14 protein-coding genes are annotated in these 15,165 nt (G+C 72.3%); 8 read left to right on the top strand and 6 right to left on the bottom strand.

The window, feature by feature from the left end; genetic code table 11:
- Nucleotides 1-65 precede the first annotated feature (65 nt).
- Nucleotides 66-974, top strand: coding sequence for a quinone oxidoreductase family protein (locus AC067Z_RS21565; protein WP_478791176.1), 909 nt, complete (start codon nucleotides 66-68; stop codon nucleotides 972-974).
- Nucleotides 975-1,030: 56 nt separating this feature from the next.
- Here the strand turns inward: AC067Z_RS21565 and AC067Z_RS21570 are convergent, their stop codons facing one another.
- On the bottom strand, nucleotides 1,031-2,689 hold the full coding sequence (locus tag AC067Z_RS21570; RefSeq protein ID WP_478791177.1) for a bifunctional 3'-5' exonuclease/DNA polymerase: 1,659 nt from the start codon (nucleotides 2,687-2,689) through the stop codon (nucleotides 1,031-1,033).
- A 220-nt stretch (nucleotides 2,690-2,909) separates the two neighbouring features.
- Between AC067Z_RS21570 and AC067Z_RS21575 the strand changes: the two genes are divergently transcribed.
- Both AC067Z_RS21575 and AC067Z_RS21580 read left to right on the top strand, forming a co-directional pair.
- Nucleotides 2,910-3,590 carry a lipoprotein gene (locus tag AC067Z_RS21575; RefSeq protein ID WP_478791178.1) on the top strand — a complete coding sequence of 227 codons (681 nt, stop codon included), beginning with the start codon at nucleotides 2,910-2,912 and terminating at the stop codon, nucleotides 3,588-3,590.
- A 181-nt stretch (nucleotides 3,591-3,771) separates the two neighbouring features.
- The gene (locus AC067Z_RS21580; RefSeq protein WP_478791179.1) at nucleotides 3,772-5,568 is read left to right on the top strand and encodes a SpoIIE family protein phosphatase; all 1,797 of its coding nucleotides are present in this window, start codon (nucleotides 3,772-3,774) and stop codon (nucleotides 5,566-5,568) included.
- Nucleotides 5,569-5,660: 92 nt separating this feature from the next.
- Here AC067Z_RS21580 and AC067Z_RS21585 read toward each other — a convergent pair whose 3' ends face one another.
- A complete protein-coding gene (locus AC067Z_RS21585; RefSeq protein ID WP_478791180.1) occupies nucleotides 5,661-7,790 on the bottom strand; it encodes an ABC transporter permease in 2,130 nt (709 codons plus the stop codon).
- Entirely contained in the window at nucleotides 7,784-8,545 is a 762-nt protein-coding gene (locus tag AC067Z_RS21590) for an ABC transporter ATP-binding protein (RefSeq protein ID WP_478791181.1), read from the bottom strand. The genes AC067Z_RS21585 and AC067Z_RS21590 overlap by 7 nt, the downstream gene beginning before the upstream one ends.
- A gap of 95 nt (nucleotides 8,546-8,640) precedes the next feature.
- Between AC067Z_RS21590 and AC067Z_RS21595 the strand changes: the two genes are divergently transcribed.
- On the top strand, nucleotides 8,641-9,732 hold the full coding sequence (locus AC067Z_RS21595) for a DUF2786 domain-containing protein (protein WP_478791182.1): 1,092 nt from the start codon (nucleotides 8,641-8,643) through the stop codon (nucleotides 9,730-9,732).
- A gap of 73 nt (nucleotides 9,733-9,805) precedes the next feature.
- Here the strand turns inward: AC067Z_RS21595 and AC067Z_RS21600 are convergent, their stop codons facing one another.
- Nucleotides 9,806-10,375, bottom strand: coding sequence for an RICIN domain-containing protein (locus AC067Z_RS21600; protein WP_478791183.1), 570 nt, complete (start codon nucleotides 10,373-10,375; stop codon nucleotides 9,806-9,808).
- A 162-nt stretch (nucleotides 10,376-10,537) separates the two neighbouring features.
- Here AC067Z_RS21600 and AC067Z_RS21605 point away from each other — a divergent pair, with 162 nt between their 5' ends.
- Nucleotides 10,538-11,680, top strand: a complete 1,143-nt coding sequence (locus tag AC067Z_RS21605) for a sensor histidine kinase (protein WP_478791184.1) — start codon at nucleotides 10,538-10,540, stop codon at nucleotides 11,678-11,680.
- Nucleotides 11,677-12,306, top strand: coding sequence for a response regulator transcription factor (locus tag AC067Z_RS21610; protein WP_478791185.1), 630 nt, complete (start codon nucleotides 11,677-11,679; stop codon nucleotides 12,304-12,306). The genes AC067Z_RS21605 and AC067Z_RS21610 overlap by 4 nt, the downstream gene beginning before the upstream one ends.
- Nucleotides 12,307-12,374: 68 nt before the next feature.
- On the opposite strand, the gene AC067Z_RS21615 is transcribed toward AC067Z_RS21610, so the two are convergent.
- On the bottom strand, nucleotides 12,375-12,857 hold the full coding sequence (locus tag AC067Z_RS21615; protein ID WP_478791186.1) for a hypothetical protein: 483 nt from the start codon (nucleotides 12,855-12,857) through the stop codon (nucleotides 12,375-12,377).
- 322 nt (nucleotides 12,858-13,179) lie between these two features.
- Here AC067Z_RS21615 and AC067Z_RS21620 point away from each other — a divergent pair, with 322 nt between their 5' ends.
- The gene (locus AC067Z_RS21620; RefSeq protein ID WP_356633955.1) at nucleotides 13,180-13,416 is read left to right on the top strand and encodes a DUF397 domain-containing protein; all 237 of its coding nucleotides are present in this window, start codon (nucleotides 13,180-13,182) and stop codon (nucleotides 13,414-13,416) included.
- A gap of 19 nt (nucleotides 13,417-13,435) precedes the next feature.
- Here the strand turns inward: AC067Z_RS21620 and AC067Z_RS21625 are convergent, their stop codons facing one another.
- Nucleotides 13,436-13,933 (bottom strand): ATP-binding protein, encoded by a 498-nt coding sequence (locus AC067Z_RS21625; RefSeq protein WP_478791187.1) that lies wholly within the window; start codon nucleotides 13,931-13,933, stop codon nucleotides 13,436-13,438.
- 326 nt (nucleotides 13,934-14,259) lie between these two features.
- Here AC067Z_RS21625 and AC067Z_RS21630 point away from each other — a divergent pair, with 326 nt between their 5' ends.
- Nucleotides 14,260-15,162, top strand: coding sequence for a helix-turn-helix domain-containing protein (locus AC067Z_RS21630; protein WP_478791188.1), 903 nt, complete (start codon nucleotides 14,260-14,262; stop codon nucleotides 15,160-15,162).
- Nucleotides 15,163-15,165 lie beyond the last annotated feature (3 nt).

The following is a 15,165-nucleotide window of genomic DNA, read 5'->3' on the forward strand; positions in this document are numbered from 1 at the left end:
TTGTTTATTCGATCCGCGCCCGTAAGAGCGACCGGATCACCCCAGGAGAAGGTGGAGGATCTGCTGTGCGCGCGATCCAGTTCGGTCGAATCGGCGGTCCCGAGGTGCTGGAGGCCGTGGAGGTGCCCGATCCCGTGCCGGGCCCCGATGAGGTGTTGATCACGGTGGAGGCGGCCGGCGTGAACTACGCGGACACCCATCGGATCGACGGTTCGTACGGCGTACCGGAACCTCTGCCGGCGATCCCCGGCAGCGAGGTCGTGGGCCGCGCTGAGGACGGCCGAAGGGTGCTCGCCCGCGTCGCGAACGGCTACGCCGAACTCGCCGTCGCCAAGAAGGCGGCCGTCGTCGAGATCCCGGACGAGCTGGCGGCGGGGCAGGCGCTGGCTTTGCTGATGCAGGGCCTGACGGCCTGGCATCTGCTGCGGTCGTCGGCCCGACTGCAACCCGGCGAGACGGTGGTAGTCCACTCGGCGGCGGGTGGTGTCGGGAGCCTCGCGGTCCAGCTGGCCCGGGAGTTCGGCGCCGGCCGCGTGCTGGCCGAGGCGTCCACACCGGCCAAGCGCGAACTCGCCCTGGAACTGGGCGCGGACGCGGTGGCCGAGTATCCGCTCGCCGAGCGGGCGGACGTGATCCTGGATGCCACCGGCGGGCCGCTGTTCGGCCGGGCGCTGGAGTCCCTGGCGGACTTCGGCCGCCTGGTGACGTACGGGAACGCATCACGCGGCACCCTGCCCGCGGTGGACCCGGCGCGGCTGTCCCGCCTGAACGCGGCGGTGGTGGGCTTCTGGCTCCGACCGGCGCTGGCGCGCCCCGGGGCGGTGTCCGGCCCGCTGGCGGAGATGCTCCGCATGGTGTCCACGGGCCGGCTGAAAGTGGTCACTCACGAGCCGTACGCGCTCGCGGACGCCCGCCGCGCCCACGAGGACCTCCGCGCGCGCCGGACCAGGGGCAAGACGATTCTGCTGCCGTGAGTCGCCCCGGTGCCGGACGCGCTCGCACGCATGCGGCGGCGCGGACGCGAAGCGACCTACTTCGCGTCCGCGTAGCGCTCCACCGTCGCGACTGTGAAAGGGAACCGCACCGGTGTGTCGCCGAACGCGATCCGCCCCGCCAGCGCCCCCGCCTCGCGAATCGCCCGCGCGACCTCCTCCGTCTCGTCCACCGGGCAGTGCACGATCACCTCGTCGTGCTGGAAGAACACCAGCTCCGCCCGCATTCCCGTCGTCGCCTGCCGCAGCGCCGCCAGCATCAGCAGCGCCCAGTCCGCGGCGCTGCCCTGCACCACGAAGTTCCTCGTGAAGCGGCCCCACGCGCGGGCGTCCGAGGAGCCGGACCGGGGGCCCTCGTCCTCCTGAGGGATGCCCGCCTCCTCCGCCTCGCCCGCCCCCGGCGCCCGCGGGCTCGTGCGCCCCAGCCACGTCCTGACGAGGCGTCCCTCCTCGCCCGCCCGAGCCGCGTCGTCGACGTACGCGACCGCCCGGGGGAAACGGCGCCGCAGCGCTGCCAGGTTCTTCAGGCCGTCGCCGGACGTCTGACCGTAAATGGCGCCGAGCAGAGCCAGCTTGGCGTGCGCCCGGTCCCCCGAGAATGCGCGGTCCGACAGGGCCGTGTAGAGGTCGCCGTCGTGACCGGCGACCTCCATCAGGCCCCGGTCACGCGAGATCGCCGCCAGCACCCGCGGCTCCATCTGGTCCGCGTCGGCCACCACCAGCCGCCAGCCGTCGTCCGCGACCACCGCGCGCCGGATCACCTTGGGGATCTGCAGCGCCCCACCGCCGTTGGTCGTCCACCGTCCCGAAATCGTCCCGCCGGGCAGGTACTCGGGGCGGAACCTGCCGTCCCGCACCCAGTCCTGCAGCCACCCCCAGCCGTGCGCCGTCCAGATGCGGTACAGCTTCTTGTACTCGATCAGCGGCCCGACCGCCGGATGGTCCACTTCCTCCAGCTCCCAGCGGCGCGTCGACCTCAGCCTGATCCCCGCCGACGCGAACGCCTTCACCACGTCCGCCGGCAGATCGGGCCGCACCCGCCGCCCGAAGGCCGCCGACACCTCGTCCGCCAGCTCCGCGAGCCGGCGTGGCTCGCCCCCGCCCGCGTACCTCTCGCCGAGCAGTTCGTGCAGCAGGTCCCGGTGCACGTCCGCCCGCCACGGCAGACCTGCCCGGGTCATCTCGGCGCCCACCAGCATGCCGGCGGACTCGGCGGCGGTCAGCAGCCGCATCCGGCCCGGGTGTTCGGCGGCGTCGTGTCTTCGCTGCTGGTCGGCGTAGACCTCCAGCAGAGCCTCGAGCGGCACGGCCACCGGCTGCGGCTCGAACAGAGAAGACTGCGAGCCGGGCACGGCCGCGCGGGCCGGCGGATCGGGCGGCACGGGCGCGTGATGCAGCCGGGCCCATGCGGCCGCGGCCGAGCGGGGCTCGCCGAGCCGCCCCTCGTGCCCGAGGAGCAGCAGCTCCGCGTCCTCGATGTCGTAGCACCGCTCGACCCGCACGCCCGCGGCGAGCAGCCGTGGATAGGTCTCGGCAGTGGAGCGCCACACCCAGCGGGCGACCTCTGGGCGGGAGCGCACCGCCTCGACGAGATCGGGCTCCGTCAGCACGGCCCCCGCAGGCAGGCCGTCGGGGCCGAGGGGGACGAGCCGCGCTCCGTCCCCTTCGGCCGCGGTCAGAGCCCATCGGTCGCCCATGGGTTCGAGTGTGGCAGCAGGGTCGGACAACGCCCCTCGCGCCGCGGTGCCCTGTCGGCGGCCGGCAGCCTTCCCGTTCCGGGCGTTGCTCCCGTTCCAGGCGCCGTTCCCGTTCCCCTTCCCGTTCAAAAATCGTTCCTGCTTTCGGGCCTCTGTCCCTAGGATCGGGCCGACTACGCGGCCGATGGCGGCGGCGTTACAAAGGGGCGGGGATTCCTCGGTGCAGGGTGTGATGTGGGGGCGTGCGCGCGGCGCGGTCCTCGGGGCGGTTGCTGCGGCGCTGGTGCTGGGGGCGGTGACCGGCTGCTCGACCGAGCCGGAGCCGGACGCCGGGGCCGAGCCGGGTGCCAAGGGGAAGCCGGCAGCCGAAGGGGCCCGGGAGCCGGGCGGGGACGGAGCGGCGAAGAGCGGCGGCTCGGTCGGCGGCTCCGGGTCGCAGTGTCCGCTGCCGGTCACCTTCGACCTCGCGGCGGACTGGAAGCCGGACCCCGTCGAGTACGACAAGGACGACGAGTTCGCCGCCCTGCTGGAGCAGGGCCCCCTGACCCTTGCCTGCGAGATCGACGCGAAGCCCGCCGGGCACCTCGGCTTCATCCGCGTGTGGTCGGGTGGCGCGGCGGGCGACGACGCCCGCAAGGCGCTGGAGGCCTTCGTCGCGGACGCGGCGAAGGACCGCACCGACGAGGTGTACACCAACACGAAGGCGGGGAAGCTGCCGGCCGTCGAGGTCACGTACCTCAACCCCTCCGAGATCCTCGACGAGCCGAAGAAGGAGCGCGCGTTCGCCGTGACCACACCGAAGGGTGTGGTGGTCGTTGACCTCGGCGGCTTCGACTCGGACGAGCACGAGGAGATGCTCCCGGCGTACGAACTGGCCAGGAAGACCCTGCGCGTCTCGTGACAGGGCCCGTCCGACCGGACGCCGGCGAATCCGCCACGTCCGGGTCCTGCCGCAACATGTTCACTCGGCCTTAGTCTCTGATCTGCTGCCGGACGGCCGATGCCGTCCGGCAGGCGTGCCCGGTGCTGCGGGCGCAGACTGTGGACCGAGGCGCGGACGTACGTGACTGGGAGGCCGAACGGTGAACGGGGGCAGTCGCGGAAGACGCCTGACCAGTCGGCTCTCGGCGAGGAGCGGCTCCTCCGGGTACCCGCCCAAGAGCGGCAGGCTGCGCCGGGGCGGCCGTGGCCGGCCGCGGTCCGAACAGCTCACCACCCGCGGCAGACTCGCCTGGCTGAACTCGGCGAGCACGCGCATCGGGACCACGCTGGACCTGGAACGCACTGCCGAGGAGCTGGCCGAGTTCATCGTGCCCCGCTTCGCCGACGCGGCGGCGGTCGACGTTCTCGAGGGCGTGCTGCGCGGTGAGGAGGGTGCCCGCTGGACCGGCTCGGGGCTGCCCATCGTCCGGGCCATGGCGGTACGCGCCGTCGACAGGCTCTCCGTGCTGGAACCCACACCGGTGGGGGTGACCATCGACCGGTCCACCATGCCGCACGAGACGCTGCTGCACGAGTACTGCCTCCGGCAGGGCCGCCCGGTCATGGTGAGCCGGATGAGGGACAACGACTTCGCCCGCGTCGCACCCACCGCGAGCGCCGCGGAGAAGATGCGCCGGACCGGGGTCCACAGCTATCTCGCCGTACCGCTCATCGCCCGCGGAGTGCTGCTCGGCACGGCGGATTTCGTGCGCGCCGGCAGCAGCCCGCCCTTCTCCGCCATGGACCTGGCACTCGCCGAGCAACTCGTGTCCAGAGCGGCGGTGTTCATCGACAACGCCCGTCTCTACGGGCGCGAGCGGGAGCACGTCGTCTCCCTTCAGCGAAGCCTGCTGCCACGGGCCACGCCGCTCACCCCCGGCCTCCGTGTGCACGCCGAGTACGCGCCCGCCGTCGCCTCGCGCGCTGTCGGCGGCGACTGGTACGACGTCATGGCCCTTCCCGGTGGCCGCACGGCCCTCATGGTGGGTGACGTGATGGGCCACGGGCTGCCCGCGGCCGCCACCATGGGCCGGCTTCGGGCGGTCGGCCGCACGCTGATGACGCTGGACATGGCGCCGGAGCGGGTGCTGGCCCGGCTCGATCTGGCCACCCGTGACCTCGAGGACGAGCAGGTCGCCACCTGTCTGTGCGTGGTCCACGACCCTGCCGACTCCAGCTACACCTTCGCCAGCGCCGGGCATCTGCCGCCGCTGCTGCTCGACGGCTCCGGCAGCGGCTCCTTCGTGGACGTGCCCATCGGGGCGCCCCTCGGCGCGGGCGTGATCCCCTACGATCCGCTGCGGCTTTCCGCACCGCAGGGCAGCCGCCTCGTCCTCTACACCGACGGGCTCGTCAAGTCCCGCTCCGAGGACATCGACGCACAGCTGGAACGGCTGCGCGTGGCGGCACTCGGCCTCTCGGCGGAGCATCTGGACGAGGGCCGGCTGCTCGCCTGCGCGCCCAGCGGTTCGGCCCGGTTCGACGAGGCCGTACTCCTCGTGGCCGGGGGCATCCCGGGACCCGGTGACGACCTGAGGGTGTGGGACCTGCCCAAGGACGGCACCGCCGCGTCCGTGGCGCGCAGGCATGTGGCCGGGCAGCTCGGCGCCTGGGAGCTGTCCGATCTGGTCGACATCAGCGAACTCGTCGTCAGCGAACTCGTGGGCAACGCGCTGCGCTACGGCAACGGTCCGGGCCAGCTGCGCCTGTTGCGCGGCGAGCGCCTCACGGTGGAGGTCTCCGACACCGGCCCCGACCTGCCGCAGATCCAGCACGCGGACCTCAGCGACGAGGGCGGCAGGGGGCTCCAGCTCATCAACATGCTCTGCCGGCGGTGGGGTTCGTGCCGCACTGTCACGGGCAAGGTGGTGTGGGCGGAGCAGAACATCACCTCCTGACCCCCTCCTGGGCCCTGTCCGCGGGACGGGGCCCTGTCCGGCCGGACGGGCCCGGACCCTGATCCGATCCGACGCCCCCTCCCGCCGACGGTTCAGCGGCGGGCGTCCCGCGGGCAGCTGACCACCGCCGCGACTGCCGCGACAACCGCGCACGCTCCCAGCGCGAGCCCCGTCGTCGCCCACGGCACGGCCACCGTCACCGGGGCGGTCAGTGCCGCCAGCGCGGCCGCCGGGGCGGCAAGGTTGACCGCCGTGACCGCGGCGCCCAGCACCCCTCCGACGGCCACCGCGAGCAGCGCCTCCCCGGCGACGACCCGCAGCACCTGGGCGCGGGTCGCTCCCGCCAGGCGCAGCGAGGCGAGTTCGCCCGTGCGCGCCGCGGTGGCCATCAGCAACGTGCCCGCGAGGGCGATCGCCGTGTAGACGAGGGCGATGCCGAGGACCACGAGCAGGCCGATGCGCGTCTGGGGGCTCGTACGGGGGTGGGTCGCGGCCGCCCACGCCGCGACATCACGGACCGTTCCGCCTGTGGTGCCCGCCAGTTCGGCGGCGACGGCGGCCGGCTCCGCGTCGGGCCCGGGCCGTACGTCGATCCGGTCCACGGCCGCGCCGGGCGCGTTCGCCGAGGTGACGTAGGTGCCGGTGCCCCCCGCGCCGACCGGGAGCACCGCCGCGATCCGCAGCCGCGCCGGCCGTCCGTCGGCCAGCCACACGCCGATGGTGTCGCCGACCGTGTGCCGCTCCCATTCCTCGCTCACCACGATCGAGCGGTCGTCGAGGTCGCGCAGGTCGCCCGCGACGACGGGCAGCCGGGTCAGGTCCGCGAACGCGGCAGGGTCGCTCACCCCGTGTGCCTCGAACTTCATCAGCGTCGTGCCCTCCTCCCGTACGAACACGGAAGTCGAGGAGGTCGCCGAGACGGCCGCACCCGGGAGTACGGGCACGTTCAACGCGTCGCCGGTGACGACGAATTGCGCGGCTGTCCGCTCGCGTGCCTCCGCCGCCCGCGACGCCGTCACCGTCTCCGCCGAGCCGAGGAGCGATCCGCAGAGCGCGACAGTGACGAGCACCGGCGCCGCCACGGCGGCCGTACGGCGCACGGAGGCCGCGGTGTTCTCGCGTACGAGCAGCCCGACCGCACCCCGCGGCGCGGGCAGCAGGCGTGCCACGCGGCGGACGAACAGGGGCGCGAGCAGCGCCGCGGCGGTGATCAGCAGCATCGGCCGGGTCGTGTAGGTCTTGCGTTTCAACAGCTCGGCCGGGTCCGTCGCGAGCCCCCACACCAGCAGACCGATGCCGGCGGCGGCCAGGGCGAGTCCCGTGAGCAGCCGGCCGCGCCCCACCACTGTGGTGTCGACGTCCGCCGCCCGCAGCGCCTCGGCCGGAGCGACGCGTCCCGCCCGCCGCGAGGCAGCCCACACGCCGGCGAGCGTGACGACGATCCCGGTCCAGAAGGCGACGTGGAACGGCCACTGCACGCCGGACCGGATCGCGAACCACTCGGGCGCCACCGCCCCGTCGACCAGCAGCCGCGCCAGCAGCGGTGCACCGCGCGCCCCGAGCGCGCAGCCCGCCGCCGAGGCGAGCACGCCCATGACCAGTGCCTCGGTCAGCAGCAGCCGCCGGATCTGGCCCGGTGTGGCTCCCGCCGTACGCAGCAGCCCGAACTCCCTCCGGCGCAGCGCCACCGCGAACGCGAACGTCGAGGCGACGACGAAGACGGAGACGAACGCGGACACACCTCCCGCCGTGCCCAGCAGCGCGTTCACGCCGACCAGCGCCTGCGCATCGCGCTCAGGGGCGGGGTCGGCGCGCCGGCGATCGTCCCCGGTGAGTACCTGGGCCCGCCCGTCCACGACCTCGCGGACGGCGTCCGCCGGCGCGTCGACCCCGACGGCATCGGGGCCGCCCCTGCGGGTCACGGTTCCGAGGGCGGCCAGCTCGCGCACCAGTCGGGCGTCCACAGGGTGTGGACGGTCGAGCTTCTTCGACACCTTCGCGATGTCCGGGCCCCGCCGGACCTCGACGGTGAGACTGTCCTGCCCCCGCACCACGACCGGCGAGGAGGCGAACCGCTGCGGGGCCCGCTGTGGAGCGTCGAAGGTCGAGGCGAGCCCCAGCCCCATCGCGGTGAGCAGACCCACCCCGAGCGCGAGGGCGACGAAGCTCGCGCAGAGCGTGGCCCAGCGGGTGCGCAGGGCGGCGAGTGCGAGCGTCAGCACGGCAGGGACTCCAGTCCCGCCAGACGGGCGGCGACCTGCTCCGGGGCGGGCGCCGCCAGTTCCCCGGCGACCTGCTCCGGGGCGGGCGCCGCCAGTTCCCCGGCGACCCGCCCGTCGACCAGGAAGACCACCCGGTCCGCAAAGGACGCGGCCACCGGATCGTGCGTCACCATCACCACCGTCTGCCGCTCCCGGTCCACCAGATCCCGGAGCATCGCCAGGACCTCCCGGCCGGTGACGGTGTCGAGGGCACCGGTCGGCTCGTCGGCGAACAGCACCGACGGCCTGGTGATCAGCGCTCTCGCCAGCGCGACCCGTTGCTGCTGGCCACCGGACATCCGGCCGGGCCGGTGTCCGGCCCGCCCCTGAAGACCGACCCGGGCCAGCGCCTCGCGGACCGCGGCTCGCGGCGGCCGGCGCCCGGCCAGCCGCAGCGGAAGGGCCACGTTCTGCGCGGCGGTCAGCGAGGGGAGCAGGTTGTACGCCTGGAAGACGAAGCCGATCCGGTCCCGGCGCAACAGCGTCAGCGCCCGCTCGCCCAGCCCGCCGAGTTCGGTCCCGTCGATCTCGACCCGCCCTGAGGTCGGCCGGTCGAGCCCGGCGGCGCAGTTCAGGAGCGTCGACTTGCCGGACCCCGACGGCCCCATGACGGCCGTGAACGAACCGGTGGCGAACGCCAGGTCCACCCCGTCGAGTGCGGTGACGTCGCGATGGACACGGCGGAGTGCGGTGAGCCGTACGGCAGTGGGATTCATGCCCTCAAGGCTTCCGTCCGCGTGCCCGCCGATCACGACCACTGACCGGCGTCCGGCAGGTGGGGCAGGCACTACCCCGTGACACCATCTGCTGTGTGAGTACGGTCGACAGAGCGCTGGCGGCAGCGCTGTACGCCGAAGGCGACGACGCGCTGGACAGTGCCGCGTCCCTGCTCGCCGCCGACCCCTCCGCCGACGCGGAGCTGCGCAGGCGCGGCGAGGAACAGCTGCGCAAGGCATGGGAGCGCGGCTGGCAGCCCGCGGATGTCGTACGCCTGGTCCGCCGCGATCTCGACGGCCCCCATGAGCGACTCGCGGCCGAGCTGATCACCGCGGAGTCCGCCGCCCACGGCTCCCGGCTCGCCCCCCGCTGGCAGGCGCAGCTGGCCGAACTCGGCGACCACCCGCCGTACCGGGCGGACCGTTTCACCTACGCCACCGTCGTCCTCGAACTCCACCGCCTGCTCGTCCGGCTCCCGCGTATAGAACCGGTCGCCCCCGCGCCCGGAGCGCCGCTCACCTCCGCGCCGTCGCCGCACGAGCCGCGCATGCTGACCCGTATCCGCGCCCTGCTCGCGAAGGCGGAGGCGACGGGCTACCCGGAGGAGGCGGAGGCCCTGACGGCGAAGGCGCAGGAGCTGATGGCCCGGCACAGCATCGACGAGGCGGTCCTGGCCCACGGCACGCACGCGAAGGACGCCCCGTCCGCGTGCCGCATCGGTGTGGACGCCCCGTACGAGACGGCCAAGGCGGTACTGCTCGACGCCGTGGCCTCCGCCAACCGCTGCCGTGCGGTCTGGAACAGTGCCTTCAACTTCTCCACCGTGGTCGGCTTCGAGGGCGATCTGGAGGCGGTCGAGCTGCTGTACACCTCGCTCCTCGTCCAGGGCACGACGGCGATGACCCGAGCCGAGTCGGCGCAGCGGGCGGGCGGGCGGAAGCGCACGAAGACGTTCCGCCAGTCGTTCTGGACGGCCTACGCCTCACGCCTGGGCGACCACCTCACGGCGGTCGCCCAGGAGGCGGTTACCGCGGATCTGCTTCCGGTCCTGGCGACGCGCGACCTGGCTGTGACCGAACGCGCGGACCGGATGTTCCCGCAGACGACGACCACGCGGGTGCGCGGCGCGACGGACCTCGACGGCTGGCGGGACGGCACATCGGCGGCGGACCGCGCACGGCGGTGATGCCTGGACGCACCGCGGCGGGCAGGGCCGCAGGTGCTCCGGCCCTGCCCTCCCCCGTGAGGCAGGGGCCCGCTCAGCCCCAGACGCTGGTGTAGTTGTACTGACGGTCGTAGATGGGGGTCCACAGGCTCGGGTACGGCTCGGTGATGTTCCCGCAGGTCCGCAGTTGGATCGCACTGCGCCGGCCGGTGTCGTGAAGGCACTTGCCGCTCGCGGCCTCGACGATCTCCCAGTGGTTGTTGCCCTGGTCGACCCAGCGGAAGTGCTGGCCCGGTCCCTGGCAGTGGCCCAGCACTATCGGGGTGTTGTCGGCGGTCGACGCGTTCTGGGCTCCGATGCAGTACTTGCCGTAGACGCCGATGTGGAACAGGCCGGGCGTGCCGGACGGCATGAAGTAGAACCGCTGGTGCAGCCTTCCCTTGCAGTCGAAGCGCTGAATGATCGCGCCCGGGTTCTGGGACTCGCCGCGCACGTCCATGCACTGCCACGAGTACGAGGCCCGCATCTCGTAGATCGCGGCGTTGTTGATCCACGACGTGTAACGGATCGGCGGGTCGGCCGCGTCGGCGGTGCCGGGGATCAGCAGAACGAGCAGTGATGCCAGGGTCCCGAGGATCCCGACGCGGTGCACACTTCGAGCCACTTTGCCTCCTTCTTTGCCCGGATTCCGGCAGGCGCCGTGACCCGACGCGGTGGTCTGATTGCTCGTCGTGTCCGGTGCCGGATTGCCCCGAAAGCTAGCGGGCTTCCGGTGTGCGGCTGTACCGCCGGTTCAGGGGGGTTGCGTGAGCGGGGGAGGCATGCCGTGACCGTCGGTTCGGGGCTTCAACGGGCCCAGGCGTTCATGATGCTGGCGACGGGTCTGTACCGGGCCAGCCATCTGGCGGTCGGGATCGCCGCCGTGGCCCAGCACCAGCGGGGGCGGCCTGTGGCATGGGTGGCCCTGGGGGTGGCCCTGGCGAGCAGCCTGGCCGTCTTCGGCACCGCCCGGTCACGGGGGTGGTTCGGCATCTGGCCGCCGGTCGCGGATGCGGTGGTGGTGGGGTGCCTGCTGCCGTTCGTCGCGTACGCGGGCGGGGTGCGGCACTCGGCGGACATCGGGTGGCTGATGCTGCTGGGCGGGTCCGCGAGCGCCGTGGCGGCGGTGGCGTTCGGCAGCCGGACGGTGGTGATCGGCGTGGTGGCGGTGCTGGCGGTGACGCATGCTGTCGGATACCGGCTCACCGGCGCCGATGTCGCCGTGATCGCAGGGCATCTCAATTCGCTCGCCTCGTCGGCGGTGCTTGCAGGCGTCTTCTGGTGGTACTTGCGCCGCCAGGGCAGTCTGCTCGACGCCGCGACCGCGCAGGCCCTGACCGCCGAGTCGCAACGGGCCCGGTACGCGGAGCGGATCGACCATCACCGGGCCCTGCACGACACCGTGCTGGCGACGCTGACCGCGATCGCGAGCGGCCGACTCGACGCCAACGCGCCGCCGGTGCGGGACCGTTGCGCCAGGGAGGCCGCGTATCTGCGGCGCCTCGTCCAGCAGCACGCCGACGGGGAGTCCGCGCCGGGAACGGCGGCGGCACTGGAGGCCGCGGTCAGGTCGGCCGAGAGCCTGGGCCTGCGGGTGAGCGCCCAGTACCACGACGTACCGGAGCTGCCTCCCCATGCGTCGGCGGCCCTGGCGGATGCGCTGACGGAGGCGCTGAACAACGTCCTGCGCCACGCCGGTACGGGCCACGCCTATGTCACGGCCGCCCGACAGGACAGGGGCGGGGGCGGGAACGGCCGGGTCGTGGTGACCGTCGTCGACCGGGGCGTCGGCTTCGATCCCGACGCCGTCACCGAAGGGCTCGGCCTGCGCTTCTCGGTGCGTGCGCGGATGCGCGAGACCGGTGGCGCTGCCGAGGCCGACAGCGTCCCCGGTGAGGGGACCCGGATCGAACTGCGCTGGCCGTCGTGATCACCGTCGCGGTGGTCGACGACGACCGCATGCTGCTCGACGGGCTGCGGGCATGGCTGGCCGGCGCCCCGGGCATCTGCCTGCTGGCGACGGCCGGCACGGTGGACGAACTCCCCGCCGCCCGGCCACCCTTCGACGTCGTCATGCTGGACCTGGTGCTGCAGGACGCGTCCCGGCCCGACGAGAACATCCGTCGGCTGCGGGCCGCCGGCAGCAAGGTCCTGGTCATCAGCACCGTGGCGGACCGCAGGCGGATCGTCGCGGCGATCGAGGCAGGCGCGGACGGCTATCTGACCAAGGACCACGATCTTCCGACGCTGGTGAAGGCGCTCGAGGAAGTGGCTTCCGGCGGCACGGCACACTCGCCGGAGCTGGCGTTCGCGTGGGCGTACGACGACGGCCCTGCCCGCCCGAGGCTCTCGCCGAAGGAGCTGGAGGTGCTGCTCGGGTACGCGTCGGGCCTGACCCTCACCTCCACGGCGCGGCGTGCCGGGGTCAGTCCGCACACGGCCAAGTACTACCTGGACCGGGTCAAGGAGAAGTACCAGCAGGCGGGCCGCCCGACGTACACGAAGATCGACCTGGCGCAACGGGTACGCGAGGACGGATGGGCACCCGAGGGCTGAGGTGCGTACGCGGCGCAGCCGGGCCGCGGCCCATGAAGGTGAACCGCGCCCGGCAGGGCACCGACAGGTCAGGACGCCGGGGCCTCCGTCGGCAGTCCGTCCGGCAGTCCGTCCGGGAGCGAGCCCTCGGCGCTCTTCTTCAGTGTGTCCTTCTTCCCGGCGTCCCAGGAAATGACCAGCGTCGTACCGTCGTTGGACTCGATCGCGCCCATGGTGCGGTCGGTGTTCCCGTCCGCACACTTGAGCGACAGCATCTGCGAGCCCATGTCCTTCACCTCACCGGTGCAGGCGTGGCCGTCGGCGAGCAGCGCCGCCTTGCCCTGGGTGACGGAGAGTGCGACGGGCTTGCCGTCGCTCGTGCCCGTCCAGGTGCCTTCGACGTCACGCGGCTTTCCCGCCTCGCCGCCGCCGGTGTCGCCGCCCGACGCGCCGGGCGCGGCCGTGTCCTTGTCCTCGGCCGTGCCGTCGCTGTCGCTGCTCCCGCAGCCGGTCAGCGCGAGTGCCGCGACGAGTCCCGCCGCGACGGCTGACGTACGTACGAACTTGAGCACTGTTCCGTCCCCCTGATCGGTCGCCGGGCTCTGCCGGTCCCGGGACCCGTTGCTTTCACGACCGCGCCAAGCTACCAGGACGACTTGCGCACTCGTGCCGCGGCGGCGTCACGCGGCTGACGTCGCAATTCGGCCTGTGCGGACCGGCGTTCGTCCGCAGCGCGCTGAACGACCGCGCACCGTGCTCCGTATCGTCGGTGTAGTCGGAGGAACACCGCGCGTGCACGTGCATCTGCCGATGCATCCGCCCATGCATGCGGAAATGAACAGAGCTATGATCCGGGATAGTTGACACCTGCACCTTGCACCCCGGGAGCGACTTGTGCACCACGTGTACAACGGCATGGCGGCCACGGAGCTTCAGGGAGTCGTCTGGCAGAAGTCCAGACACAGCAACTCCCAGGGCTCCTGTGTGGAGTTCGCCAAGCTTCCCGGCGGCGATGTGGCGATGCGCAACTCACGGCATCCCGAAGGACCCGCACTTGTGTACACGCCGGCGGAGATAGAAGCGTTGCTTCTGGGTGTCAAGGACGGGGAGTTCGACCATCTGGTCGCCTGAGTGATACGAGGGTCCTGAGCTACTTGCCCAGCCGGAACAGCGCCCAGACGACCTTGCCGCGCAGTGTGCCGGCGAGCGGATGCCAGCCCCAGCCGTCGCTGAAGGAATCGACGAGGAACAGCCCGCGCCCCGACTCCGCCGAGAAGTCCTCCTCGGACTCCCGCGCCGTGGGGCCGTCATGACTGGGATCGCGCACCGCGCACACCAGCCGGGTCGTCCAGCGCATGAGATGCAGCCGCACCGGCTGCTCGTGGGAGGGCTCGCGGGGCGCCGCCTCGGAGGGCAGCGCGTGCCGGAGCGCGTTGGTGACGAGTTCGGAGACGACGAGTGCCACGTCGTCGAAGCGGTCGTTCAGTTCCCACTGTCCGAGAGTCGTCCGGGTGAACTGCCGGGCACCGCGCACCGCTTCGTAGCGGGCGGGCAGGGCGCAGGAGACGGAGCTGGAGACGGCCGCGGGGTCGATCGGCGGAAGGCCCTGCCGTAACGGCTCGAGCATGGTCGATCCATTCGTCCCCATGCGAGGCTCTCCCGGGAATCGCGGCTGTGACGCTCCAACACGAACGAGCACGCAAGTGCGCGAGGACCATGGTTCCGAATGCGTAGGGCAGATGCAAGGGCAGATGCACGTGCACGCGCCAGAACTGTCCACCCCCGTGCCGGTTCTTGCTCATTTCTTCCACGAATCTCTGTCACCCTCTTCCCACGCTCTTCCCATTTCCGTAATCGAATGAGTACGGGCTGAAGCGTTTTGGTGGCAGAATCCGGCTCTTGGGTTCGGGGGGACCCACGCGGAAGGATCGGTTCACACAGCGAAGTGGCGCAGAGATGGGGAGGGTTCGAGTCATGACGGCAGGCGAGGCGGCGTGGTCGTGGGGGCACCCGCGCGGCGACGGTCCGGGTGGAGGCTCGGTGGTGCGGCGCATCCTGCTGGGCTCACAGCTGAGACGGCTGAGGGAGTCCCGCGGCATCACCCGGGAGGCGGCCGGATACTCGATCCGCGCATCCGAGTCCAAGATCAGCCGCATGGAGTTGGGCCGGGTGAGCTTCAAGGCGAGGGATGTCGAGGACCTGCTCACCCTCTACGGCGTCGCCGACGAGAGCGAGCGCGACGCCCTGCTCGGTCTCGCGAAGGAGGCGAACGTCGCCGGCTGGTGGCACAGCTTCGGCGACGTACTGCCCGGCTGGTTCCAGACATATATCGGCCTCGAAGGCGCGGCCTCCCTCATCCGCATCTTCGAGGTCCAGTTCGTGCACGGCCTGCTGCAGACCGAGGCGTACGCCCATGCCGTCGTCAGCCGCGGCATGCCCGACGCGTCACCTGCCGAGATCGACCGCCGGGTCGCGCTGCGCCTCGAACGCCAGAAGGTGCTGGTCTCCGAGCGCGCCCCCAGGCTGCACGCCGTCCTCGACGAGGCCGCGCTGCGCCGGCCGTACGGCGACCGCGACGTCATGCAGGCCCAGGTGAGGCATCTCATCGAGGTGTCCGAGCATCCGAGCATCACGCTGCAGGTGATGCCGTTCAGCTTCGGCGGGCACGCGGGCGAGAGCGGTTCGTTCACCATGCTGCGCTTCCCGGAGTCGGACCTCTCGGACATCGTCTATCTGGAGCAGTTGACGAGCGCCCTCTACCTCGACAAGCGCGAGGAAGTGGCCCAGTACGAGCGGGCGATGAGGCGCCTCCAAGAGGACAGCCCGGACCCCGCGGAGAGCCGCGATCTGCTTAGAGGTCTCCTTCAACTCGGTTGAAAC

The sequence above is a fragment of the Streptomyces sp. NPDC043812 genome, assembly GCF_056436245.1.